The 24,429-nt window shown below is 69.3% G+C and carries 19 protein-coding genes, 1 tRNA gene and 1 other RNA gene; 19 read left to right on the forward strand and 2 right to left on the reverse strand.

The features are described 5' to 3' along the window. Positions 1-267 precede the first annotated feature (267 nt). A tRNA-Arg gene (locus tag K2W61_RS14370) sits at positions 268-342 on the reverse strand. Between the two features lie 223 nt (positions 343-565). On the opposite strand from K2W61_RS14370, the gene K2W61_RS14375 reads away from it, so the two are divergent. The 7 genes from K2W61_RS14375 to K2W61_RS14405 all read left to right on the forward strand — a co-directional run bounded on the left by K2W61_RS14375 (position 566) and on the right by K2W61_RS14405 (position 7,586). After that, complete coding sequence (locus tag K2W61_RS14375; RefSeq protein WP_236755875.1) at positions 566-1,330, forward strand: enoyl-CoA hydratase/isomerase family protein; 765 nt, start codon at positions 566-568, stop codon at positions 1,328-1,330. Beyond that, positions 1,327-2,949, forward strand: a complete 1,623-nt coding sequence (locus K2W61_RS14380; protein WP_236755876.1) for an AMP-binding protein — start codon at positions 1,327-1,329, stop codon at positions 2,947-2,949. The genes K2W61_RS14375 and K2W61_RS14380 overlap by 4 nt, the downstream gene beginning before the upstream one ends. After that, positions 2,946-3,896 (forward strand): hydroxymethylglutaryl-CoA lyase, encoded by a 951-nt coding sequence (locus K2W61_RS14385; protein ID WP_175133776.1) that lies wholly within the window; start codon positions 2,946-2,948, stop codon positions 3,894-3,896. The genes K2W61_RS14380 and K2W61_RS14385 overlap by 4 nt, the downstream gene beginning before the upstream one ends. Positions 3,897-3,983: 87 nt before the next feature. After that, a complete protein-coding gene (locus K2W61_RS14390; protein ID WP_175133775.1) occupies positions 3,984-4,520 on the forward strand; it encodes a MarR family winged helix-turn-helix transcriptional regulator in 537 nt (178 codons plus the stop codon). Positions 4,521-4,610: 90 nt separating this feature from the next. Next, positions 4,611-5,345, forward strand: coding sequence for an enoyl-CoA hydratase/isomerase family protein (locus K2W61_RS14395; RefSeq protein ID WP_175133774.1), 735 nt, complete (start codon positions 4,611-4,613; stop codon positions 5,343-5,345). Continuing rightward, on the forward strand, positions 5,342-6,538 hold the full coding sequence (locus tag K2W61_RS14400; protein WP_175133773.1) for a CaiB/BaiF CoA transferase family protein: 1,197 nt from the start codon (positions 5,342-5,344) through the stop codon (positions 6,536-6,538). The genes K2W61_RS14395 and K2W61_RS14400 overlap by 4 nt, the downstream gene beginning before the upstream one ends. Positions 6,539-6,614: 76 nt before the next feature. Beyond that, positions 6,615-7,586: a Bug family tripartite tricarboxylate transporter substrate binding protein gene (locus K2W61_RS14405; protein WP_236755877.1), complete on the forward strand. Its 972-nt coding sequence runs from the start codon at positions 6,615-6,617 to the stop codon at positions 7,584-7,586. Positions 7,587-7,611: 25 nt separating this feature from the next. Here the strand turns inward: K2W61_RS14405 and K2W61_RS14410 are convergent, their stop codons facing one another. Then, on the reverse strand, positions 7,612-8,565 hold the full coding sequence (locus K2W61_RS14410; RefSeq protein WP_236755879.1) for an NAD(P)H-dependent flavin oxidoreductase: 954 nt from the start codon (positions 8,563-8,565) through the stop codon (positions 7,612-7,614). A 198-nt stretch (positions 8,566-8,763) separates the two neighbouring features. On the opposite strand from K2W61_RS14410, the gene K2W61_RS14415 reads away from it, so the two are divergent. The 12 genes from K2W61_RS14415 to K2W61_RS14470 all read left to right on the forward strand — a co-directional run bounded on the left by K2W61_RS14415 (position 8,764) and on the right by K2W61_RS14470 (position 24,415). Beyond that, positions 8,764-9,963 carry an MFS transporter gene (locus K2W61_RS14415; protein ID WP_236755881.1) on the forward strand — a complete coding sequence of 400 codons (1,200 nt, stop codon included), beginning with the start codon at positions 8,764-8,766 and terminating at the stop codon, positions 9,961-9,963. 16 nt (positions 9,964-9,979) lie between these two features. After that, on the forward strand, positions 9,980-10,141 hold the full coding sequence (locus K2W61_RS14420) for a hypothetical protein (RefSeq protein ID WP_175133769.1): 162 nt from the start codon (positions 9,980-9,982) through the stop codon (positions 10,139-10,141). A gap of 59 nt (positions 10,142-10,200) precedes the next feature. After that, positions 10,201-12,864, forward strand: coding sequence for a PD-(D/E)XK nuclease family protein (locus K2W61_RS14425; protein WP_236755882.1), 2,664 nt, complete (start codon positions 10,201-10,203; stop codon positions 12,862-12,864). Between the two features lie 3 nt (positions 12,865-12,867). Beyond that, positions 12,868-16,422 carry a UvrD-helicase domain-containing protein gene (locus tag K2W61_RS14430; RefSeq protein WP_236755884.1) on the forward strand — a complete coding sequence of 1,185 codons (3,555 nt, stop codon included), beginning with the start codon at positions 12,868-12,870 and terminating at the stop codon, positions 16,420-16,422. 472 nt (positions 16,423-16,894) lie between these two features. Continuing rightward, positions 16,895-16,992: signal recognition particle sRNA small type (ffs, locus tag K2W61_RS14435), an RNA gene on the forward strand. Positions 16,993-17,112: 120 nt separating this feature from the next. Further along, complete coding sequence (locus K2W61_RS14440; protein ID WP_236755885.1) at positions 17,113-19,308, forward strand: DNA polymerase III subunit gamma/tau; 2,196 nt, start codon at positions 17,113-17,115, stop codon at positions 19,306-19,308. Positions 19,309-19,352: 44 nt separating this feature from the next. After that, the gene (locus K2W61_RS14445) at positions 19,353-19,679 is read left to right on the forward strand and encodes a YbaB/EbfC family nucleoid-associated protein (protein ID WP_175134888.1); all 327 of its coding nucleotides are present in this window, start codon (positions 19,353-19,355) and stop codon (positions 19,677-19,679) included. A 67-nt stretch (positions 19,680-19,746) separates the two neighbouring features. Continuing rightward, the gene (gene recR / locus K2W61_RS14450; RefSeq protein WP_006385499.1) at positions 19,747-20,355 is read left to right on the forward strand and encodes a recombination mediator RecR; all 609 of its coding nucleotides are present in this window, start codon (positions 19,747-19,749) and stop codon (positions 20,353-20,355) included. Between the two features lie 97 nt (positions 20,356-20,452). After that, positions 20,453-21,742 carry a CaiB/BaiF CoA transferase family protein gene (locus tag K2W61_RS14455; RefSeq protein ID WP_236755886.1) on the forward strand — a complete coding sequence of 430 codons (1,290 nt, stop codon included), beginning with the start codon at positions 20,453-20,455 and terminating at the stop codon, positions 21,740-21,742. Then, entirely contained in the window at positions 21,723-22,763 is a 1,041-nt protein-coding gene (locus K2W61_RS14460; protein ID WP_175141555.1) for an ABC transporter substrate-binding protein, read from the forward strand. Before K2W61_RS14455 ends, K2W61_RS14460 begins: the two co-directional genes overlap by 20 nt. Beyond that, entirely contained in the window at positions 22,756-23,568 is an 813-nt protein-coding gene (locus K2W61_RS14465) for an ABC transporter ATP-binding protein (RefSeq protein WP_175134885.1), read from the forward strand. The genes K2W61_RS14460 and K2W61_RS14465 overlap by 8 nt, the downstream gene beginning before the upstream one ends. Positions 23,569-23,620: 52 nt before the next feature. Next, positions 23,621-24,415, forward strand: a complete 795-nt coding sequence (locus tag K2W61_RS14470; protein ID WP_175134884.1) for an ABC transporter permease — start codon at positions 23,621-23,623, stop codon at positions 24,413-24,415. Positions 24,416-24,429 lie beyond the last annotated feature (14 nt).

A 24,429-nucleotide genomic window follows, 5' to 3' on the forward strand; every position in this document is an offset into this window, starting at 1 on the left:
GAGCTTGTGGCGGTTCCGGAAAAGTCCAGATGAATTAGGGGGTTACGCGTCGAATTTAAACAGCAATTTCAAGTGATGCGCAAGGCGATTCACCATCATTGGGCAAAAAAATATCGGGGCCGTATTGACGGGCGACACAGACGTCACCGGGCGCGTTCCGCGACGCTACTGGCGCGCGGCGCGTGAGCGTAGCCCGGAATGACCCTCAATTGGCTGAATACGTGGGAAGGGTTTGCAATGGGCCTGCGTGATCGAGGCCGGGAAGGGTGGCCTCGCCGGGTGGAATCGAACCACCAATTGACCCTTAGGAGGGGCCGGTTATATCCATTTAACTACGGCGAGACGGGCAGCATGGGCGTTCCCGGAAGACGCCTGGGCCATAAAGGGCGCCTAGTGCCTTGATATTCCAGGGAAAGACCAGGGGCGCAAGTGTAACACCATTGGGTAGTAGCCGAAAAATAGTGGATTTAATCAACTATATGCCCTATATTGCCCGGCATGGGCCCGTCGTCGTCGCGCTGGACGCGGCGGGCCGGCCCCAGACCCAGAACATCCAGGAGCAGGCATGACCCCGACTTTCCACACGATCCTGCTGGACGTGCAGGACCGTGTCGCCACGGTGACGCTGAACCGGCCCGACAGCCGTAACGCGCTCAATTCCCTGATGTGCGCCGAGTTGGTGCAGGCCATGCAGCAACTGGCGGACAACCCCGACGTGCACGTGCTGCGGATCGCCGCGGCCGGCCCGGCGTTCTGCGCCGGCGCCGACCTGAAAGAGCGCAAGACCATGTCGAATGCCGAATTGACGGCGCGCCGGGTGCAGGGCTTTGCCGCCTATGCCGCCATCGAGCGCATGCCGCAGCCGGTGATCGCGGTGGTGCAGGGGGCCGCGTTCGGTTCCGGTTGCGAAATCGCCGCGGCCTGCGACTTCGTGCTGGCCTCGTCCGAGGCCACGTTCTGCTATCCGGAGGTGGGCTGGGGCACGGTGGGCGCCACCCAGCGCCTGCCGCGTATCGCCGGCGCCCGCAAGGCCAAGGAACTGTTGTTCACCGGCCGCCGTTTCGACGCGGCCGAAGCGCGCGAGATCGGTCTGGTCAATCAGGTCTATGCGCCCGAGGCGCTTGCCGCGGAGGCGGCGCGGATGGCGGCAGCCATTGCGCGCGCCGCGCCCCTGACCGTCAGGCTGACCAAGCGCAGTATCGACCAGGGGCTGGCGACGACGCGCGAGGGCGCGATGGCGATCGAATTGCTGGCCATCGAGGAAAACCTGCGCGGCACCGATTGGAAGCAGGCCATCGCCGGATTCGGCGCGGCGGGAGACAAGGCATGATCGGCCCGACGATTCTGTCGCAGGCACTGGCGCGCCAGGTGGCCGATCGCGCCGACGCCGAAGCCTTCGTCGCGCCCGGCGAGCGCCACACCTGGGCGGCGTTGCAGGAAGGCGCGCGCCGCATCGCCCGCGGCCTGCATGCGGCGGGGGTGCGCCGTGGCGACCACGTCGGCGTGCTGTTGGGCAACGGCGGCGCCTGGGTGCAGGTGTTCTATGCCTGCGCCCTGCTGGGCGCCGTGACGGTGCCGGTCAACACGCGCTTCAAGACCGATGAATTGGCGTTCTGCCTCAAGCAGGCGGACGTTCAACTGCTGCTGACGGCCGACACCTTCCTGGGCATCGATTTCCTCGATCTGCTGGCGCAGGTCGAGCCGGCGCTGACGACCGCCTTGCCCGGGCAGGCCCTGCCGCTGCTGCGGCGCGTGGTGGTGCTGGGAGAGCGCTGCCCCACGGGCGCGCAATCATGGCAGGACTTCCTGCGGGCCGGCGCCACGGTCGACGATGCGGCGCTCGACGCCGTCATGCGCGCCGTGGCGCCGGACGACGTGCTGCTGATCCAGTACACCTCGGGCACCACCTCGTTCCCGAAGGGCGTAATGCTGACGCACGCCAACATGCTGACCAACGCCTGGGCCGCGGCGCAGCGCATCGGCGTGCGGCCCGACGACCGCTACTTCAGCATCCGCCCGTACTTTCACGTGGCCGGCACCACCTTGTCGATCCTGGTGAGCCTGATGACCGGGTGCTGCCTGCTGACGCTGCCGAAGTTCGACGTGGCCGAGGCATTGCGCATGCTGGACGAAGAACGCTGCACGCTGACGTCCGGCAATGACACCATCTTCCTCATGCTGATGGGGCATCCTGATTTCGACCGCAGCCGTATCCACCTGCGTGGCGGCTGGGCCGCCGCCGGCCCGCAGGTAATGGGCAAGATCCGCGATGTGATGGGCGTGCCGGGCATTTGCAATGCCTACGGCCAATCCGAGGCTTCGCCCAACATCACGCTGTCGGCGCACGACGATCCGTTCGAGCTGCGCGCCATGGGCTGGGCGCTGCCGCATCCGGGCATGCAGGTGCGGGTGGTGAACCCGGGAACGGGCGCGCCATTGCCGCCCGGCATGCAGGGCGAGATCCAGGCGCGCGGTTGGAGCGTGATGAAGGGCTACTACAAAATGCCCGAGGCCACTGCCCGTGCGCTCGGCGCGGACGGCTGGCTCAGCACCGGCGACCTGGGCGAAATGGACGCGCACGGTCGGCTGCGCATGGTGGGCCGGCTGAAGGATATGTTCCGCGTGGGCGGCGAGAACGTCGCGCCGGCCGAAGTGGAGGAGACCCTGCACAGCCATCCCGCCGTGCGCATGGCGCAGGTGGTGGGCGTGCCGGACGCGCGGCTGGGCGAAGTGCCGGCGGCGTTCGTGCTGCTCAAGGACGGGCAGGACTGCACGCCGGACGAGCTGACCGCCTGGTGCAAGGCGCGGTGCGCCAATTTCAAGGTGCCGCGCTATGTCGAGATCGTCGACAGCTTCGAGCACATCGGCATGACCGGCAGCTCCAAAGTGCAGAAGAACAAGCTGCGCGCCCATGCGCTGGCGCTGTTCGGGCTGGAGCAACAGGCATGAGCGCGCGCGACGTGGTGCTGTGCGAATGCTTCGCGCGCGATGGCCTGCAGCACGAGCCCGACTTCATCGACACGGCGGTCAAGGCCGACCTGATCGACCGTTTCGCGGCGCTGGGCTTCGAGCGGATCGAGGCGACCTCCTATTCCAACCCCAAAGTGGTGCCGCAGTTTGGCGATGCCAGCGAACTGCTGGCGGCGCTGCCGCGCCGCGCGGGGGTCTGGTACAAGGCTACCTGCGCCAACGCGCGCGCCGTCGAGCGGGCGCTGGCCGACCTGGACGCTGGCATCGGCGCCAACGAGATCAGCCTGCTGGTCTCGGCCAGCGAATCGCATTCAACGCGCAACCTCAAGCGCGAGCGTGCCGCGCAATGGGACAACATCGCCGCGATGGCGCGGTTGGCGAATGGCCGCTTTCGCCTCATCGGCACGATCTCGGTGGCGTTCGGCTGCCCCTTCGAGGGGGCGGTCGATCCCGATGCGGTCATGGCCGATGCGCGGCGCTTCGCCGCGCTGGGCGTGGGCATCGTGACGCTGGGCGACACCACCGGCATGGCCACGCCCGCTTCGGTGCGCGATCTGTATGGCCGCATGGCGCGCGAGCTGCCCGAGGTGACGCCGGTGGCGCATTTCCACGACACGCGCGGTACCGGGCTGGTGAACTACCTGGCAGCGCTGGAAGCGGGCGTCACGCATTTCGACTGCGCCTTCGGCGGCGTCGGCGGCCATCCGGCCAAGGTGCGCTATGGCGGCGGCCACACCGGCAATGTCGCGACCGAGGACCTGGTCAACCTGTTCGAGTCGATGGGCGTGCGCACCGGCCTGGACCTGCGGGCGCTGGCGGCCATCTCGGCGCGCTGCCAGGAGGTGCTGGGGCGCGTCCTGCACAGCCGGGTGGCGCAAAGCGGGCTGAACCCGCTGATCGGCGTGGCCGCGGGAGCGGCGGCATGAGGGCCGCGCGCCGCCTTTGTATATCATGCGGGCAGTGGCGCGCGCCGCGCGCGCGCACCACGCTTTTCCGCATCTGACGAGTTCGCCATGGCCACCCGCACCGCATCCAAGTCCGCCACCGCCGCGCGTCCCGCACCCCGGGCGTTAAAGGAGCTGTTCTCGTACCGCCTGAACCGGCTGGCCTATGTGTCCAGCCGTATCGCCGCCGGCCTGAACGAAAGCCGCTACGGCGTCGGTCCGCGCGAATGGCGCATCATCGCGCTACTGGGCGCGGCGCCGGACATGTCGTTGAACGCGGTGGCGCGCGAGGCCAATATCGACAAGAGCCAGGCCAGCCGCACCGTGTCGGAGCTGATCGAGCGCGGCCTGATCCAGCGCAGCGCCGACAGCCAGGACGGGCGCGGCGTCAGCCTGGACCTGACGCGCGCCGGCCGCGCGTTGTACGAAGAGATGTTCCCGGCCGCGATCGAGCGCAACGAGAGCATGCTGTCGGTGCTTTCGGAGACCGAACGCGAAACCCTGGAGCGCACGCTGGACAAGCTCACCGCGCATGCGCTGGAGATGTTGAACGAGTGCAAGGCGGAGGTGCCGGCGCGTCGTGGCCGCGGGGTGCAGCCGCGCTGAACGCGAGGGGCGCGCCTTGCGCCTTTTTTTACCCTTATTGTTGATTTAATCAATCAATTTGCACATCGCCATTGGAAGAGGATATCCGTGATGTCGGAACTGATCATCGAAGACCTGGACGCCGTGCGGCTGCTGCGCCTGAACCGTCCGGAAAAACACAACGCCCTGAACACCGCGCTGACCACGTCGCTACTGGACGCCCTGCGCCAGGCCGACCGCGACGAAGCGATCCGCGCCGTGGTGCTGGCGGGCAACGGCAAGTCGTTCTGCGCGGGTGCCGACACCACCGAGTTCTCGGCGCTGACGCCGGAACAACCGGACGCGGTGCTGCGCCGCGCGGATCTCACCACCGATCTGCACCTGGTGTTCTCGCGCATGGCCAAGCCGGTCATTGGCGCGGTGCATGGCAACGCGCTCGGCGGCGGCGCCGGCCTGGCGCTGGCGTGCGACCTGACGGTCATGGCCTCGGACGTACGCTTTGGCTATCCGGAACTGCGCCACGGCATCGTGGCCGCCGTGGTCATGGCCAACCTGGTGCGGCAGGTGGGCCGCAAGCATGCCTTCGAGCTGGTGGCGATGGCCGAGCCGATCGACGGCGCGCGCGCGTTGCAGTTGGGCATCGCCAACCGGGTCGCGCCCGCCGCGCAGGTGCTGGAAGAGGCGCTGGCGATGGCGCGGCGCCTGGCGGGCTGGGAACCGGCGGCCATGGGCCTGACCAAGCGCGCCTTCCACCGCGCGGCCGATCTGGGGTTGGGCGAGGCGCTGGGCGTGGGCCGCGACGCCAACGTCATCATGCGCGGCTTCCGCCAGGGGGCGGCGCGATGAGGCCGCTCGAAGGCGTCACTATCCTGGACCTGTCGCGCGTGCTGGCGTGCCCGTTCGCCTCGATGATCCTGGCCGAGCTGGGCGCCGAGGTCATCAAGGTCGAGCAGCCCGGCGGTGGCGACGAGACGCGCGGCTTCGAACCCAAGGTGCATGGCGAGGGCGGCACCGAGTCGGCCTACTACCTGGCATTCAACCGCAGCAAGCAGTCGATCACGGTGAACTTCCGCCACCCCGAAGGGCAGGCCGTGATCCGGGGCCTGGCCCAGACTTGCGACGTGGTGGTGGAGAATTTCCCGGTCGGCACGCTGGCCAAGTACGGCCTCGACCGCGAGCACATCGCCCCGGACAACCCCGGCCTGATCTATTTCTCGTGCACCGGTTTCGGCATGACCGGGCCATACGCGCCGCGCAAGGGCTATGACACGGTGTTCCAGGCCATGGGCGGCATCATGAGCCTGACCGGCGAGCGGGGCGGCGGTCCGGTCAAGCCGGGCCTGCCCGTCAGCGACCTGACCTCGGGCCTGTGGGCCGCCATCGGCATCCTGTCGGCGCTGGTGGGACGGGCGCGTTCGGGGCAGGGCTGCCATATCGATTTCTCGATGCTGGACGGGCAGGTAGGCCTGCTGTCGCTGGCCGCCGCGCGCTATTTTGCGCTGGGCGAAGTGCCGCCGCGCCTGGGCACCGAGCACCCCGGCCGGGTGCCGTCCGCCGCCTTCCAGTGCGGGGACGGGCGCTGGGTGCAGATCACCGGCAGCGACCAGCATTGGAAGCCGCTGTGCGAGGCGCTCGACCTGCCGCAATGGGCCGACGACCCGGAACTGGCGCGCAACGCCGTGCGCGTGGCGCGGCGCGACGAGGTCATGGCCGGTCTGTCGGCCGCCGCCGCGCGGCTGACGCGCGACGAACTGTGCCGCCGCTGCGATGCGCGTGGCGTGCCGGCCGGCCCGATCCTGGACGTAGAGGAAATCCTGCACAACGAGCACGTGCTGGCGCGCGGCATGGTTGGCAGCTACGAGCATCCGTCCATCGGCCGCTTCGGCGCGGTGCCGGTGCCATTCAAGTTCGACGGTTTCGACGATCCGCGCCTGCAGCGCCCGCCCTTGCTGGGCGAGCATACCGACAGCGTGCTGGCCGGCCGGCTGGGCCTGGCGCCGGCGCAGATCGAGGCTTTACGCGAGCAGGGCGCGATCTAGGGGGCGGGGCGCGGCGCCCCGTTGCCATCCCTCGCACACCATCAGACACAAAACACAATATTCCAGGAGACAAACCATGAAGATTATGAAGCGCCTGCTGTGCGGCGCGGCGTTGGCGGGCGCGCTGAGCGGCCCGGCCATGGCCGCCGAGGCCTACCCGTCGCAACCCATCACGCTGGTCAACCCCTACGCCGCCGGCGGTCCGGCCGACGTACTCGGACGGGCCCTGGCGCGCGAACTGGAGAAACAGCTGGGCAAGGCCGTCATCGTCGAGAACAAGGCCGGCGGCGGCGCCGCCATCGGCGCCAATTACGTGGCGCGCGCCAAGCCCGACGGCTACACGCTGCTGCTCGGCACCTCGGCCGCGCATGTGGTCACGCCGCTGATGCAGCAGACGCCGTACGACGGCATCAAGGACTTCGCATTTATCTCGATTGTTGCCAACCAGCCCAATATGCTGGTGGTGCGGCCCACGCTCGAGGTCGACAGCGTCGGGCAACTGATCGCGATGGCGCGCAAGGAGCCGGGGCGCATCAACTACGCGTCGGCCGGGCCGGGCAGTTCGCCACACCTGGGCGCGGAGCTGTTCCGCGAACGCGCCGGCGTGGATATCGTCCATATTCCCTACAGCGGCGCCGCGCCGGCCATCAACGACCTGGTTGGCGGGCAGGTGGACATGGCGGTGCTGAACCTGGCCGCCAGCCTGCCGTTCATCCGCAGCGGGCGCCTGAAGGCGCTGGCCTATGCCAACGACCATCGCTCGCCGCTGCTGCCCGAGGTGCCGACGCTGGCCGAATCCGGCGTGAAGGGGGCCGAATCGGCCTCCTGGTACAGCCTGGCCGCGCCCAAGGGCACGCCGCCGGAAGTCGTGCAGCGCCTGAACGACGCGGTGGCCAAGGTCAACGCCAGTCCCGAATACCGCAAACTGATGCAGGCGCAGGGGGTAGACCTGTGGACCATGACGCCGCGGGAAGCCACTGCCTTCGTGGAGCGGGACCAGGCCGCCATGCGCAAGCTGGTGCAGGCGGCGGGGTTGATGAAGAAATAGGCGGATTCTGGCCGGACGCTGCGGTTCATCCGGCCAGTAACGCCACGCGCCTGAGCGCATCGCGGGTTTGCGCCACCAGTTGCTCGACCACCGCGCCGGCCGGTTGCAGGCTGTCGATCAGGCCCGCGCTCTGGCCGGCCTCGACCTTGCCGCCCCGCACGTCGCCGTCGAAGGCGGCCTGCTTCAGGGAACTGCCGGCGAACATCGTCTCCAGCACGGTCTGGTCGCCGTCGCGTTCGGCCGCGAGATAGTCGTGGGCAAAGGCGTTGCGCAGCATCCGTACCGGCGAGCGGCCGCGCCCCACCAGCGTGGTGTCGGCTACGCCGGCGGCCAGCACCGCCGCTTTGTAGGCATCGCACACGCCGGCCTCCGGCGTCAGCAGGAACCGTGTTCCCAACTGGACGCCGGCGGCGCCCAGGCACAGCGCCGCCGCGATGCCGGCGCCATCGGCGATGCCGCCGGCCGCCACCACCGGCACCGACACGCGCCGCACCACGGAACGCAGCAATACCTGCAAGCCGATTTCATCGGGGCCGGGATGGCCGCCGGCTTCCAGGCCGACCGCGATCACCGCGTCCACGCCAGCCGCTTCGGCCTTGGCGGCATGTTCGGGGCTGGCGATCACTTGCAGCCATTTGGCGCCGGCCTCGCGCGCGCGGCCGATGTGCTTCTGCGGCCCGCCCTGCGACGCGATGATGATGGGCACGCCCTCGCTCAGGGCGATGTCCATGTGTTCCTGCGCGCGTTTGTTGTAGAGCGGGATGTTGACCGCGAAAGGCGCGTCGGTGCCGGCGCGGACCGCGCGGATGGCGGCCAGCAGCGCCTCGGGGTACATGGGGCCGGCGGCGATCACGCCCAGGCCGCCGGCGCACGACACCGCCAGCGCCAGCGCCGCATTCGACGAGGCCCAGCTCATGCCGCCCTGGATGATCGGATAGCGCGTGCCCAGCAGGCGGGTCAGCGGGGTTTGCAGAGTCATGGTTCAGGGGAGGTGGGAAAAGTCCCATTCTGGAATATGTAGTTGATAAAATCAACTAAATTGTGGAGGGCATATGCGATGTGCCGACGCGGGTATTCCCGGGCGGTCCGGGTTATTTGTTTATGATGTGCGCGTCTGGCCCAAGGCCCGACCGTCCCGAGGAGAGGGGGGCGCCCGCCGTCGTCAATAAGAACAATCATGTCGAGCACTACCGATACGCGTTACCTGCGCACCATCATCCTGGGTACCCTGGTGGTGCTGCTGGCCATGGGGGTGCGCGCCACCTTCGGCCTGTTCATGCAGCCGATGGGCCTGGCCCACGGCTGGAGCCGCGAAGTGTTTTCCATGGCCTTCGCCCTGCAGAACCTGGTCTGGGGCGTGGCCTGCATCTTCATGGGCATCCTGGCCGACCGGTATGGTTCCGGCCGTACCATCGCGTTGGGCGCGCTGCTGTACATGCTGGGCATGATCGGCACGCGTTTCGCCACCGACGAAACCACGCTCTACCTGAGCGCCGGCCTGCTGGTCGGCCTGGGTCAGGCCGGCACCACCTTCCCGGTGATCCTGCCGGTGGTGGCGCGCGCGGTGCCGCCCGCCTATCGCAGCACCGCCATGGGCATCGCCAGCGCCGGCGGTTCGCTGGGCCAGTTCGCCGTGGTGCCGACCGGCCAGGTGCTGATCTCCGGCCTGGATTGGCCGGGCGCGCTGTGGGTGCTGTCGCTGTTCGTGGCCTGCGCCGCGCCGCTGGCCTATTACCTGCGCGGCCGCCCGCAAGCCCATGGCGGGCCGCAGCAATCGCTGGCGGCGGCGGTGCGCCAGGCGGTGCGGCATCCGTCGTTCCACTTCCTGTTCTGGAGCTATTTCGTCTGCGGCTTCCACACCGCCTTCATCACGCTGCACCTGCCGGCCTACGTCACCGATGGCGGCCTGACGCCGGGGCAGGGCGCCACCGCGATCGCGCTGATCGGGCTGTTCAACGTGCTGGGTTCTTTCTATGCCGGCAAGCTTGGCGGGAAGTACAGCAAGAAGCGTCTGCTGACGGTGGTCTACGGCATGCGCGCCTTCGGCATCCTGTTGCTGTTGTGGCTGCCGCTGTCACCTTGGGTGCTGTACGCATTCGCAGCCTGGATGGGGTTGTTCTGGCTGGGCACGGTGCCGCTGACGCAGGGCCTGATCGGCCAGATCTACGGCCTGCGCTATGCCGCGACCTTGTCCGGCATTGTGTTCCTGGGCCATCAGGTCGGCAGTTTCATCGGGGTCTGGCTGGGCGGCTATGCCTACGCCACTACCGGCAGCTACGACTTGGTCTGGTGGCTGGGCGTGGCGCTGGCGGTGGCCGCGGCGTTGCTGTGCCTGCCCGTGCGCGAACAGCCGCTGGCGCAGCCGGCCGCCGCCTGACTTGCCGCAAGCCATCATGAACGCCACGCCAGCATCCAAGCCCGTCCGCCGTCAGCGCGGCTGGCGGCTGCTGGGCTGGGTGGCGCTGGCGCTGGTGCTGGGCCTGGCCTTCTGGGGCTACACCACGCCCGGCATGCAGATCCACTGGGAAAATCTGGCCTCGCTGTGCGGTTTTTGAGCACGCTGGCGGGGCGGGCTCGCGGTATCCTACGGCGGTGAACGATTCTTCGCCTTTCCATGCAGGACGCCCCGCTTTCCTTCCCTGATCTCAGCCTGCCCGGCATCGGCGCCTTGCCCGCCGCCGACCTGCTGGTGCTGACGGTCAACAACCGCCTGTCGCGCCGGCTCACGCTCGAACTGGCCGGGCTGTTGCGCCAGGAACGCCAGGTCAGCGAACTGCCTCGCATCCTGCCCCTGTCCGCCTGGCTGGCCGAGTCCGCCAATGAGCTGGCGTTCGAGGACGACGAGGATGTGCCGGCCTATCGCCTGGACAGCTTCGCCACCCAGTTGGTCTGGACCGAGGCCATCCGCGCCGAAGAGGCCGAACGCGTGCTGCTCGACGCCAGCCAGGCCGCCCGCCTGTCGATGGATGCCGACCTGCTGATGGACGAATGGACATTGCAGGTGCCATCCGGCGCCGATACCGATGAATACCGCGGCTTTGCCCGCTGGCGCCGGCGCTACCGCGAGGCGCTGGCAGCCATCGACGCCGAGGATGCGAACCAGGGCTACGCGCGCGTATTGCGCGCGCTCGAAGACGGCCGCCTGGCCGTTCCCGGCCAACTGGTCCTGGCGGGTTTCACCGATTTGTCGCCGCGCTTTCGGCGCCTGCTGCAAGCCTTCGAGGCGCAGGGCTGCCGGATCGCGCAATGGCGCGACACGCAGCGCGCGCCGGCCGCGCCGCGGCGCTTCGAGGCGTCCGACCAGGGGGCCGAATGGCGTGCGGCCGCCGAATGGGCCGCGGACCAGCTCGCGCGTCACCCCTCCGGCCGCTACGCCATCGTGTCCCCGCAGCTCGAGGCCGAGTCGCCTTTTGCGCGCCGCGTCCTCAGCCAGGCCCTGGCGGGGCGCGACGGCGCGCCGGCGTTCGCCTTCAACGTGGCGGTTGGCCGGCCGCTGGATGAATGGCCGATGGCGCGCGCGGCGCTGGCCTGGCTGCGCGCGCTGGCCGAATGCGCGGCGGGCAAGGGCTGCGGCGTCGAGGTGCTGGGCGCGGCCCTTCTGGCGGGGCATTGCGCTGGCGATGTCAGCGAGCGTGCCCGCCTGGCCGCCATCGATGCGCGCTGGCGCCGCCGCGGCCAGGTCCATGTCGGCGCGGTCGAATGGCGCAAGCAGCTGGCGTTGCTGCCGCCGCTGGCGCAGGCCTGGGACCAGGCCATGGAAATCTGGACGCGCGGCGGCGCCCGCGCCTCCTGCGACGTCTGGATGCTGCGCATGAAAGCGGGGCTGACGGCGCTGGGCTTTCCCGGCGAAGGCGTGCTGGACAGCGTCGGCTACCAGGTGCTGGGCGCGCTGGGCGAGGCCCTGGGCGGTTTCTCCGCGCTGGCGCCGGCGGCGGGCAGGCTGGGGGGCGTGGCGGCGGTCAATCTGCTGCAAAGCGTGGCGCGCTCCGCGTCGTTCCAGCCGCAGCGCGATCCGCTGGCGCGGCTGGACGTGCTGGGCCTGCTCGAGGCCGAGGGCGGCTTCTGGGATGGCATCTGGATGCTGGGCCTGACCGACGATGTGCTGCCGGCTTCGCCCAAGCCGAATCCGTTGCTGCCGCTGGCCGTGTTGCGCCAGGCCAAGGCGCCGCGCGCCACGCCCGAGCGCGAGCGTGAATGGGCCGAAGGCATCTACGCGGCGTTGTGCCGCTGCGCGCCGCAGGTCATCGTCAGCCATGCGCACATGGATGGCGAACGCGAGCTGCGGCCATCGCCGCTGATCGCGGCGGCGCCGCCGACCGATTGGCGGCCGGCGCCGGTTGCCGCCGTGGCCGCCTTGCCGCAGGAATCGCTGGACGATACGCGCGGGCCGCCCCTGGCCGCCGCTGATCGCGGCGGCGGCGGCCTGGATGTCCTGGACACGCAGGCGCGCAACCCCTTGTGGGCCTTCGTGCGGCACCGGCTGGGCGGGCGCGAACTGGCGCCCTACGCCGACGCGGCCACGGTGAACGTGCGCGGCCAGTTCCTGCACAAGGCGCTTGAACGGGTGTGGGGCATGTTGCCCGACCAGGAGGCCCTGCACGAGACGCTGGCCGCGGGCCGCCTGCCCGCGCTGCTCGAACAGGCGGTGGCGCAGGCGGCGGACGAGGAACTCAAGGAATACGCGCCGGCCCTGAAGGCGCTGGAATGCGCGCGGGCCCGGGCGGTACTGGCGTCGTGGCTCGACATGGAGGCCCAGCGCCTGCCGTTCGCCGTGGCGCAGGTCGAGAAGAACCATGAATGGCGGCGGGGCGCGCTGCACCTGAAACTGCGGCTGGACCGCATTGACACGCTGGCCGATGGCCGCAACGTCATCCTCGACTACAAGACCGGGGTGGCCGCCGCCAAACCCGAGCCGGACTGGTCGCGCAGCCGTCCCGTCAACCTGCAACTGCCGTTCTACGCCTCGGTGCTGGCCGACGCCGCCGGCGGCGAGGTGGCCGGCCTGGTGCTGGCCCAGATCCACGCGCGCCAGGTGGCGGCGCAGGGCCTGGCCGACGAAGACCTGGGCATGGAAGGCGTGACGCTGGCCGCCGAAAGCAAGTATTTCGACGGCCTGTCCTGGCCCGAGATCCGCCAGCGCTGGCGCGCCGCGATCGAATCGCTGGCCGATGAATACGTGGCGGGGCATGCCGCCAATGTCGCCTACCGGCGCGATGACCTGAAATACTGCGATGCGCTGCCGTTCCTGCGCTTGCACCTGGACGATGAGGACGCCTGAGCCATGGCCGATGTCGAACGCCTGCCCCAGGACCACGCCGCGCGCGCGGCCGCGCTGGATCCCGCGCGCTCGTTTCTGGTGCAGGCCCCCGCCGGCTCCGGCAAGACCGAGCTGCTGACCGACCGCATCCTGGCGCTGCTGGCCACTGTCAGCCGCCCCGAGGAAATCGTCGCCATCACCTTCACGCGCAAAGCCGCCTCCGAGATGCATGCGCGCGTGCTCAGCAAGCTGCGCCGCGGGCAAGAGGCGCCGCCCGAGGCCGCGCATGAACGCCGCAGCTGGGAACTCGCACGCGCCGCGCTGGCGCGCAATGCCGAACAACAATGGCACCTGCTGGAACACCCGGCGCGGCTGGCCATCCGCACCATCGACTCGTTCTGCGCCGGCCTGGTGCGCAGCATGCCGTGGCTGTCCGAACTGGGCGGCATGCCCGAAATCACCGACGATGCCCGCGCCCATTACCTGGCGGCGGCCCGCGCCACGCTCGATCTGGCCGATGACTACGACGCGGTGCGCATCCTGCTGCAACACATGGACGTGGACGTGCAGGCGGCCCGCGATGCCATCGCCGACATGCTGGGCCAGCGCGACCAATGGCTGCCGCTGCTGCGCCACAGCGCCGACCGCGAGGCCCTGGAACAAACCCTGGCCGAGGCCATCGGCGAAGACCTGGACGCGCTGTGCGAGGCCATGCCCCTCGGCTGGGCCGAGGCGCTGTGCGGCCCGGCGCGCCTGGCCGCGGCCCAGTTGCAGGACGGCGGCGAAGACGACCGGTTGGCGGCATTGCTTGACTGGACCGACGAACTGCCGCCCGACGCCGAGGTGCTGGACCAGTGGCGCGCCGTGGCGCATCTGCTGCTGACCGGCGCGGGTACGCTGCGCAAGACCGTCACCAAGACCCTGGGGTTTCCGGCCAAGTGCGCGCACAAGGAACCGTTCGTGGCCTGGCTCGAAAGCGCCGACGCCGATGCTCCGTGGGTGCGGCGCCTGGCCGCGGTGCGCGACATTCCCGCGCCGCGCTTGAGCGATGCCCAGTGGGAGGTGCTGGGCGCGCAGCTGATGACACTGACGCTGGCCGTGGCGCAACTGCGGCTGCGCTTCGCCGACACCGGCGAGGTCGATTTCATCGAGATCTCGCAGCGCGCCGCCGCGGCGCTGGGCAGCGCCGACGATCCCGGCGAGCTGCTGCTCAAGCTGGATGCGTCGATCCGTCATCTGCTGATCGACGAATTCCAGGACACCAGCCAGACGCAGCTCGACCTGCTGCGCACGCTGACCTCGGGCTGGCAGGCGGGCGACGGCCGCAGCCTGTTCCTGGTGGGCGACCCGATGCAGTCGATCTACCGTTTCCGCAAGGCGGAAGTGGGTCTGTTCCTGGAAGTGGCGGAGCAGGGCGTGGGGGAGCTGCAGCCGGACTTTCTCAACCTGACCGACAATTTCCGTTCACAGGCGGGTATCGTCGATTGGGTCAACCAGTCATTCGCGCAATTGCTGCCCAAGCGCAGCGACGCCGCCGCCGGCGCCATCAAGTACAGCCCGTCCAGCGCTTTCCACGAGGCCCTGCCGGAGCCCGCCGTGCGTTTCCATCCCGCCTGGTCACGCGCCGGCGCCGCGCCGGCCGAGGAGCAGGCCGAGGACATCGCGGTCGGCCTGGTGCGGCAGGCGTTGGCCGACCATGCGGGCAGCAAGCATCCGGTCGCCATCCTGGTGCGCGCTCGCAGCCACCTGGGCAATCTGACGCGCCGGCTGGCGCAGGAAGGCATCCGTTGCCGCGCGGTGGACCTGGTGCCGCTGGCGTTGCGGCCAGTGGTGGCGGACCTGGTGCAATTGGTGCGGGCGCTGTCGCATCCGGGGGACCGCTTGGCCTGGCTGTCGGTGCTGCGCGCGCCGTTCTGCGGCCTGACGCTGGAATCCTTGCAGCGCCTGTTCGGCGACGATCACGTGACGCCGGTGCCGGTCCTGCTGGAACGGCTGTTGCGCCCGGCGCCAGCGAAGGCCGCCGCGACCCCCTTGGCCACTGTGCCGGCGGCGCGCCAGGGGTCCTTGTTCGACGACACCGAGAACCCGGCGCAAGGGGCCTTGTTCGACGACTCGGCGTCCGCGGCGCGGCAGGAACCCGCTGCGATGCCGGTGGCGGCGGGCGAGGCCGCGCCGTCGCTGGGCGGCGCGGACGTCCGGCCCAGCGCCGAGGCCTTGTTGCGTCCCGAGGAATACGCGCGCCTGAAGCAGGTGGCGGCGGTGCTGCTGGACACCCGCAACGCGTCGGGCGCCATGCCTTTCGCGGCCTGGGTCGAGATGCTGTGGCGCCGCCTGGGCGGGCCCGCGCTGTACAGCGGCCCCTCGGTGGCCAACGATGCCGAAAGCCTGTTCCAGTTGGTCGAGCGGCTGGCGCCGCACGGCGCCATCGACGCGGCCGCGCTTGACGCCGGCATCGCGCGCCTGTTCGCGGCGCCCGACGCGGCCGACGAAGATGCCGCGGTCGAGATCATGACGATGCACAAGTCCAAGGGCCTGCAGTTCGAAACCGTCATCCTTTACGGCCTGCATCGCGCCCCGCGCGGCGACCAGCCGCCGCTGGTGCGCTTCGAGCAAAGCGCCGGCCGCGTGCTGTTCGGCCCGGTCAAGCCGCGCGCCGAGACCGAGGCCGACCCCGTGTCGCGCTACCTCGGCGCGCGCGAGGCGCGCCGCGCTTCCTACGAAATCGACCGCCTGCTGTATGTGGCCGCCACCCGCGCCCGCAAGCGCCTGCACCTGGTGGGCCACGTCGCCGTCGACGAGGCCACCGGCCAGGCCAAGCCCCCGCCATCCGCCAGCCTGCTGGGCCGCCTCTGGCCGTGCCTGGCAACACCGGAGCCACCCGCGAAGGAAGGCGACAACGCCGAACCCCGCGACGACGGCCCCGAGTGGCAAGGCGAGCCCCTGCGCCGCGTGCGCGGTGATGGTCTGGCGCAGCTGGCGCGCCAGACCGATGTGGCCATCAGCCCCGGCTTCGCCGCCACCGCGCGCGGCGCCTGGGGCGACAGCGCCGAACATCCCGCCTGGCAACTCGAATCCGGCTACGACGCCGCCATCGGCACCCTGGCCCACGCCTGGCTGGCCCGCATCGGCCACGACGGCATCGCCGCCTGGCCGGCCGAGGCCCTGGCCCAGCGCCAGTCCGCCATGCGCCGCCAACTGACCCGCGCCGGCATCCCCGCCAGCCAGGCCGACGCCGCCGCCGAAGCCGTGCTCGACACGCTCCAGTCCACCCTGGCCGATGAACGCGGCCTCTGGCTCCTGTCCCAATCCGGCGCCCGTCGCGAATGGCCCCTCATCGACGCCGCCGGCAAGGTCTCCGTCATCGACCTGGCGCTGAGCACCGAAGACGGCTGGCTCATCGTCGACTACAAGACCGGCCGCCCCCAACCCAATGAATCTCCAGCCGCCTTCGCCCAACGCATGCGCCAACGCCACGGCGACCAACTTCTGCGCTACTGCGCCCAAGTCACCGCCCTGGACGGCCGCAACGCCCGCGCCGCCCTCTACTTCCCCCGCGCCCGCGCCTGGATCGACCTGTAACCCTCCCCCCTCAAATAGCGCCGACAAGCCCCCCCCCGGAAGGCAAAAGCGACGAGGTCAAACAAAGCACACCCAGCCAGGCGACAAGCAAGAAAGACCGCAAGACAACAAGGTAGGCAAGACAGCAAGCCAAGTAAGGCAGCAAGACAGCAAGCCAAGCAAAGCAGCAAGGCAGCAAGACAGCAAGCCAAGCAAAGCAGCAAGGCAAGCAAGGCAGCAAAGCAGCAAGGCAAGCAAGGCAAGCAAGGCAGCAAAGCAGCAAGGCAAGCAAGGCAGCAAGGCAGCAAGGCAGCAAGGCAAGCAAGGCAAGCAAGGCAAAGCGAAGCGAGCCACCAAGACAAGCGAAGCAACGTCTTCTCCCCCTCCCCCTCGGGGGGAGGGCCGGGGAGGGGGCGCACATACAGCCCCCCGGGGCCCGCCAAGCAAGAGGCTAGCCGAGCGAGCAACGCGAAGCTCTGCTAGAATCTTGCTTGGCGGGCCCCTCCGCATGGTTCGACGGTGAACCTGGTCAGGTCGGGAACGAAGCAGCCATAGTCGTTTAGGGTCAGTGCCGGAGTAAGGCTCGCCAACCGGTTTCTCAAAGGGGACGGGGTTGTTTTCCAAGGGGGATTCCCCGGAAAATGATTCCGTCCCTTTTGCATTTCGCGCCGGCAATCGCATAGGCTCTTGCAAAGGCTCTACAATCCCGCCATGACTTATCTGGTACTGGCCCGCAAGTGGCGGCCGCGATCGTTCGATACCCTCGTGGGACAGGATCACGTGGTGCGCGCGCTGACGCATGCGCTCGACACCCAGCGCCTGCATCACGCCTGGCTGTTCACCGGCACCCGCGGCGTCGGCAAGACCACGCTGTCGCGCATCCTGGCCAAATCGCTCAACTGCGAAACCGGCATCACCTCCAAGCCCTGCGGCGTCTGTCGCGCCTGCACCGAGATCGACGCCGGCCGGTTCGTCGATTACCTCGAACTGGACGCGGCCTCGAACCGCGGCGTCGAGGAAATGACCCAACTGCTGGAGCAGGCCGTCTATGCGCCGGGCGCGGGCCGCTTCAAGGTCTACATGATCGACGAAGTGCACATGCTGACGGGGCACGCGTTCAACGCGATGCTCAAGACGCTGGAAGAGCCGCCGCCACACGTCAAATTCATCCTCGCCACCACCGACCCGCAGAAGATCCCGGTCACGGTGCTGTCGCGCTGCCTGCAATTCAATCTGAAGCAGATGCCGGCCGACTCCATCGTGGGCCACCTGCAGGCGGTGCTGGGCGAAGAGCAGGTCGGCTTCGAAGTGCCGGCGCTGCGTCTCATCGGCCAGGCCGCGGGCGGTTCCATGCGCGATGCGCTGTCGCTGACCGACCAGGCCATTGCCTACAGCGCCGGCAACCTGACCGAGGACGCCGTGCGCGGCATGCTCGGCACCATCGACCAGCGCCACCTGGTGCGCCTGTTGGACGCGCTGGCCACCGGCGATGCCAAAGGCGTGCTGGCGGTTGCCGATGAACTGGCCACGCGCGGACTGTCATATGCCGGCGCGCTGGCCGACCTGGCCGTGCTGCTGTCGCGCATCGCGATCGAGCAGCGCGTGTCGGGCGTGACGCCGGCCGAGGACCCGCTGGCGGCCGACATCGCCCGCCTTGCGCAAACCCTGCATCCCGACGCGGTGCAACTGTTCTATTCGGTGGCGGTGCACAGCCGCGGCGAACTGACCCTGGCGCCGGACGAGTACGCCGGTTTCATCATGGCCTGCCTGCGCATGCTGGCGCTCAACGGTGACGCCGGTCCGCAGACCGCCATCGAGGCGCCCGCCGCGCCGGCCCGCCAGGCGGCCGAACCCGCCGCGGCCGCGCCGCAGCCGGCGGCGCCGGCCGTGGCCGCGCCGGTCGCGCCACCGGTTTCCCCGGCAGCGACTCCGGTGGTCGCGGCCACCGCACCTGCATCCTCATCCGCGAGCGTGCCGCAAGCGAACGCCGCGTCCGCCGCCGTCGCGCCCACGCCGGTGGCCGCCGCTGCGGCCGAGCCGGCCGCAGCCAGCACGCCGCCGTGGGAAGAGGAGCCCGTCACAGCGGCTTCGACGCAGGCCAGCGCCGAAGCCGCTGCCGAGCCGTCGCCCGTCGCCGCTGGCGTGGCGAGCGCGCCTGCCACGGCGACGCCTGCCGCCGCGCCAGCGACGGCGCCGGCGCCCGTCACGCCGCCGCCCGCCGCTGCCACCCCGGCGGCAGCCAAGGCGGCCCCGCTGGCCGTGACGCCCGTGGCCGCCGCGGTGGCGCCGGCCGCGGATGACGACGGCCCGCCTTCCTGGGTCGATGAGGAAATCCCGTTCGAGGCCGAAGGCGGCTTCGTGCCGGATGGCGGCTTCACGTCGGACCCCGATGACGATTTCGAAACCCTGGCCAGCGCGCCATCGGCCGCGCCCGTGCCATCGGCCGCGCCCGTGCGGCGCGAAGCCGCGGCCCCGGGCCGCAAGCGCCAGTCGCGCGCGCGTCTGGCCGACATGACCGCCGCCGCCTGGCCCGAACTGGCCGCGCGCCTGCCGGTCACCGGCCTGGCCGCCGAACTGGCGCGCCAGAGCGAATGGGCCGGCGTGCAGGGCGATGCCATCATCCTGCGCGTGGCGGTCAAGACGCTGGCCGAAAGCGAAAGCCGCGTGCGGCTGCAGACGGTGCTGTGCGAACACTTCGGACAGGGCATCCGGCTGGATGTGGACGTCGGCGCCGTGGGTGAAGCCACCGCCCACGCCGTGGCCCAGGCCGAGCGCGCGGCGCGCCAGCAGGCCGCCGAGGACGCGGTTGCCGTCGATCCCTTCGTGCAGGCGCTGGTGGCCGACTTCGGCGCCCATGTCGTGGCCGGTTCGATCCGCCACGTCGATCCTCCTTCCGCCGCCGCGTAACGCGCCGGCAATCCCCACATTCCCTCGTTCAAGGAAGCTCCATCATGATGAAAGGACAACTGGCCGGCCTGATGCGCCAGGCGCAGCAGATGCAGGAAAACATGAAGAAGGCGCAGGACGCGCTGGCCGAGATCCAGGTCGAAGGCGCCTCCGGCGGCGGCCTGGTCAAGGTCACCATGACCTGCCGCCACGACGTTAAGCGCGTCGACATCGATCCCTCGCTGCTGGCCGACGACAAGGACATGCTGGAAGACCTGGTCGCCGCCGCTTTCAACGACGCGCTGCGCAAGGCCGAAGCCACCTCGCAGGAAAAGATGGCGTCCGTCACCGCCGGCATGCCGCTGCCCCCGGGCATGAAGTTGCCGTTCTGAGCGCACGTACCGGCCGCCGCCGCAATGGGCGGCGCGGCCTTTGCCGCCCGCAAGTTTCCGCCGTGTCATGGACCCTCTACTGCCCGAACCCGAACCGCTGGTCTCGCTGATCGAAGCGCTGCGGCGCCTGCCCGGCGTGGGCGTGCGGTCCGCGCGGCGCATGGCCTACCACCTGTTGCAGCACGACCCCCAGGGCGCCGACATGCTCGGCCGCGCGCTGGCGGGCGCGGTGCGCGACCTGCGCCATTGCTCGCGCTGCAACAGCTTCGCCGAAGAGGACGTGTGCGCCACCTGCGCCAATCCCAAGCGCGATCCCTCCCTGCTGTGCATCGTCGAGACGCCGGCCGACCAGAACATGATCGAGTCCAGCCACGGCTACCGCGGCCTGTACTACGTACTGATGGGCCGTGTCGCGCCGCTGGAGGGCATCGGCCCGCGTGAACTGGACTTCGACCGCGTCATCCGCCGCGCCACCGACGGCGTGGTGCAGGAGGTCATCCTGGCCACCAACTTCACCGCCGAAGGCGAGACCACCGCGCACTTCCTGGGCGAGGCCCTGGGCGAGCGCGGCCTGCGGGTCACGCGCCTGGCGCGGGGCGTGCCGGCCGGCAGCGAGCTGGAATATGTCGACGCCGGCACCATCGCGTGGGCGCTGATGGAGCGCAAGACCACCTGATACGCAGCCACGATAGTCCGCCGGCGATGTACCGGCGGGCATTGGAAGAACGGCCCGCCGCGCGCGGCGCGGCCTCCACGAGAGGAAGACAACCACCATGTCAGCCCTGACCGGCCTGAAGGTCCTGGAACTCGGCACGCTCATCGCCGGCCCGTTCGCCGCGCGTATCTTCGGCGAATTCGGCGCCGACGTCATCAAGGTGGAAACGCCGCATGGTCCCGACGGGACCGGTGGCGGCGACCCCATCCGCAGCTGGCGCCACCTGCACGAAGGCAATTCGCTGTGGTGGACAGTGCAGGCCCGCAACAAGCAATCCATCGCCCTCAACCTGAAGCATCCCGAAGCCCGCGAGATCGCCCGCAGGCTGGCGCTGGATGCCGACGTGGTGGTCGAGAACTACCGCCCCGGCGTGCTGGAGAAGTGGGGCCTGGGCTATGAACAACTGCGCGCCATCAATCCGGCGCTGATCATGGTGCGCCTGTCCGGCTACGGCCAGACCGGCCCGATGAAGGACCAGCCCGGCTTCGGCGCCATCGGCGAATCGATGGGCGGCCTGCGCTACGTGTCGGGCCATCCCGACCGGCCGCCGCTGCGCGTGGGCATCTCGATCGGCGATTCGATCGCCGCGCTGCACGGCGTGATCGGCGCCATGATGGCGCTGCGCCACCGTGACGCCACCGGCGGCCGCTGGAATGGCGTGCAGGGCGCGGGATGCCAGGCGGGGCAGGGCCAGATGGTCGACGTGGCGCTGTACGAGGCCGTCTTCAACATGATGGAAAGCCTGGTGCCCGAATACGATGTGGCCGGCGTGGTGCGCGAGCGCACCGGCGGCGCGCTGCCGGGCATTGTGCCCTCCAATACCTACACCACGCGCGACGGCCAGAACATCGTCATCGCCGGCAACGGCGATGCGATCTTCCACCGCCTGATGCTGGCCATCGGTCGCGGCGACCTGGCGTCCGACCCGGATCTGGTGCGCAACGACGGCCGCGCCCGCCGCGTCGAGGAAATCGACGGCGCCATCCAGCAATGGTGCGAGGGCCGCGGCATCGAAGAGGCGCTCAACACCCTTAAGGCGGCCGACGTGCCGGTCGGCAAGATCTACAGCGTGGCCGACATGTTCAGCGATCCGCAGTTCCTGGCGCGCCGCATGATCGAGCAGCATCACTTCGCCGATGGCAGCCCGGTCAAGCTGCCGGCGGTGGTGCCCAAGCTGTCCGAAACCCCGGGCGGCACACGCTGGATCGGTCCGTCATTAGGGGAACATACCGAGGAAGTCCTGAAATCACTGGGGTATGATTCAGCGGCTATCGACAAGCTGGCGCAGACCGGCGCTATTGGTAGACCCGATCCCAAGGAGACAACACATGTCAGTCACACGCCGTGATTTGCTCAAGATGGCTGGCGCCGCCGGCGTCATGGGCATGGCCCCCGCCATCGTGCGCGCCCAGAAGCTGGAAAAGACCAAGGTCCAGATCGCCGTGGGCGGCAAGCCGCTGATCTACTACCTGCCGCTGTCCATCGCCGAGGCCCGCGGTTACTTCAAGGACGAAGGCCTGGATGTCTCCATCGCCGACTTCGCTGGCGGCTCCAAGGCCCTGCAGGCCGTGGTGGGCGGCAGCGCCGACGTGGTGTCGGGCGCCTTCGAGCACACGCTGTCGATGCAGTCCAAGGGCCAGGCCTACCGCGCCTTCGTGCTGCAGGGCCGTGCGCCGATGATCGGCGTGGGCGTGTCCAAGAAGAACATGCCCAACTACAAGGGCCCGGCCGACCTCAAAGGCAAGAAGATCGGCGTGACCGCGCCGGGCTCGTCCACCAACATGGTGGTCAGCTTCTTCCTGGCCAAGCATGGCCTGAAGGCGTCGGACGTCTCCATCATCGGCGTGGGCGCTGGCGCCGGCGCGGTGACCGCGCTGCGCAGCGGCCAGATCGACGCCATCTCCAACACCGACCCGGTGGTGTCGATGCTGGAAATGCCGGGCGACATCCAGATCATCGTCGATACCCGCACGCTCAAGGACACCCAGGACATCTTCGGCGGCAACATGCCGGCCGGCTGCCTGTATGCGCCGCAGGCGTTCATCGACGCCAATCCCAACACGGTGCAGGCGCTGACCAACGCCATGGTGCGCGCCGACAAGTGGATCCAGAAGGCCGGCCCCGACGAAATCGCCAAGGTGGTGCCCGAGACCTATTTGCTGGGCGATCCGGCGGTGTACAAGGCGGCCATCCGCAAGAGCCTGCAAGGCCTGTCGCCCGACGGCCTGATCCCCGAGGATGGCGCCGCCACCGCGCTCAAGGCGCTGGCTGCCTTCCAGGCGGACTTCGACAGCGCCAAGATCGACGCTTCCAAGGTCTGGACCAATGACTTCGCGCGCCGCGCCAACGAGAAATACCCCAATGGCTGAAGCCGCGCTGTCGCTGGAAAACATTAGCTGCACCTTCGTCTCCCGCGATGACCGCTCGCAGCGCTACACCGCCGTCAGCGACACCAGCCTGGCCATCGCGCCGGGCGAGTTCGTGTCGGTGGTGGGCCCTACGGGCTGCGGCAAGTCCACCCTGCTCAACGTCAGCGCCGGCCTGCTGACGCCGTCGTCGGGCCAGGTGAAGGTGTTCGGCCAGCCGCTGTCGGGCATCAATGCGCGCGCCGGCTACATGTTCCAGGGCGAGGCCTTGCTGCCCTGGCGCAGCGCGCTCGACAACGTGGTGGCCGGGCTGGACTTCGCCGGCGTGCCGCGTGCCGAGGCGCTCGAGCGCGGCCGCGACTGGATGCGCCGGGTCGGCCTGGGCGGTTTCGAAAGCCGCTATCCGCACCAGATGTCGGGCGGCATGCGCAAGCGCGCCATGCTGGCGCAGACGCTGATCCGCGATCCGGACATCATCCTGATGGACGAGCCATTCTCGGCGCTCGACATCCAGACGCGCCAGCTGATGGAAAACGAAGTGCTCGATCTGTGGATGGCCAAGCGCAAGGCGGTGCTGTTCATCACCCATGACCTGGACGAAGCCATTGCCATGAGCGACCGCGTGGTGGTGCTGTCGGCCGGGCCGGGCACGCATCCCATCGGCGAATTCGCCATCGACCTGCCGCGTCCGCGCGACGTGGCCGAAGTGCGCAACAACCTGCGCTTCGTCGAATTGCATGCGGCCATCTGGGCCGTGCTGCGCGAGGAAGTGCTCAAGGGCTATGCCCAACAACAGAAGCGGGCCTGAGGCCCATGCCTGATCCAGGCCGCGCCCGCTTACTCACGAACAGGCCCTGACCATGTCCAAGTCGTTCAAACCAGGTTCCGCCAGCCTGCGCTTCTGGCAGTTGCTGCTGCTGGTCGTCATCCTGGGCGCCTGGCATATTGCCTCGCGCGATCCCAAAGTGGCGTTCTTTTTCGGCGAACCCCTCAAAGTGTGGGGCCGCATCTGGGCCTGGTTCGTCACCAACGCCGACATCTACACCCATCTGTGGGTCACGCTCACCGAAACGGTGCTGGCCTTCTTCATCGGTACCATCGCCGGCCTGGCGTTCGGCCTGTGGCTGGGATTGTCGCCGCGCGCCAGCGCCATTCTCGATCCCTACATCAAGGCGGCCAACTCGATGCCGCGCGTGATCCTGGCGCCGATTTTCGGCATGTGGTTCGGACTCGGCATTTGGTCCAAGGTGGCGCTGGCGGTGACGCTGGTGTTCTTCATCGTCTTTTTCAACGTCTACCAGGGCGTGCGCGAGGTCAGCCCGACGCTGCTGGACAATGCCCGCATGCTGGGCGCGCGCAAGCGCCAACTGCTGCGCCATGTCTATCTGCCGTCCGCCACCAGCTGGGTGTTTTCCAGCCTGCACACTTCGGTCGGCCTGGCGTTCGTGGGCGCGGTGGTGGGTGAATACCTGGGCTCGGCCAGCGGCGTGGGCTACCTGATCCTGCAAGCCGAGGGCACCTTCGACGTGAACACCGTGTTCGCGGGCATCGTGGTGCTGACCGCGTTCGCGCTGGTGCTGGACTACATCGTCGGCGTGGGCGAAAAGCGGCTGATGAAGTGGCAACCCAAATCGGGCGAGACCGAGAAGCTCTGAGCGCCGCCCGCTGT

Origin of the sequence: Achromobacter pulmonis (assembly GCF_021733725.1) — a bacterium.
Classification (GTDB): Bacteria; Pseudomonadota; Gammaproteobacteria; order Burkholderiales; family Burkholderiaceae_B; genus Achromobacter; species Achromobacter pulmonis.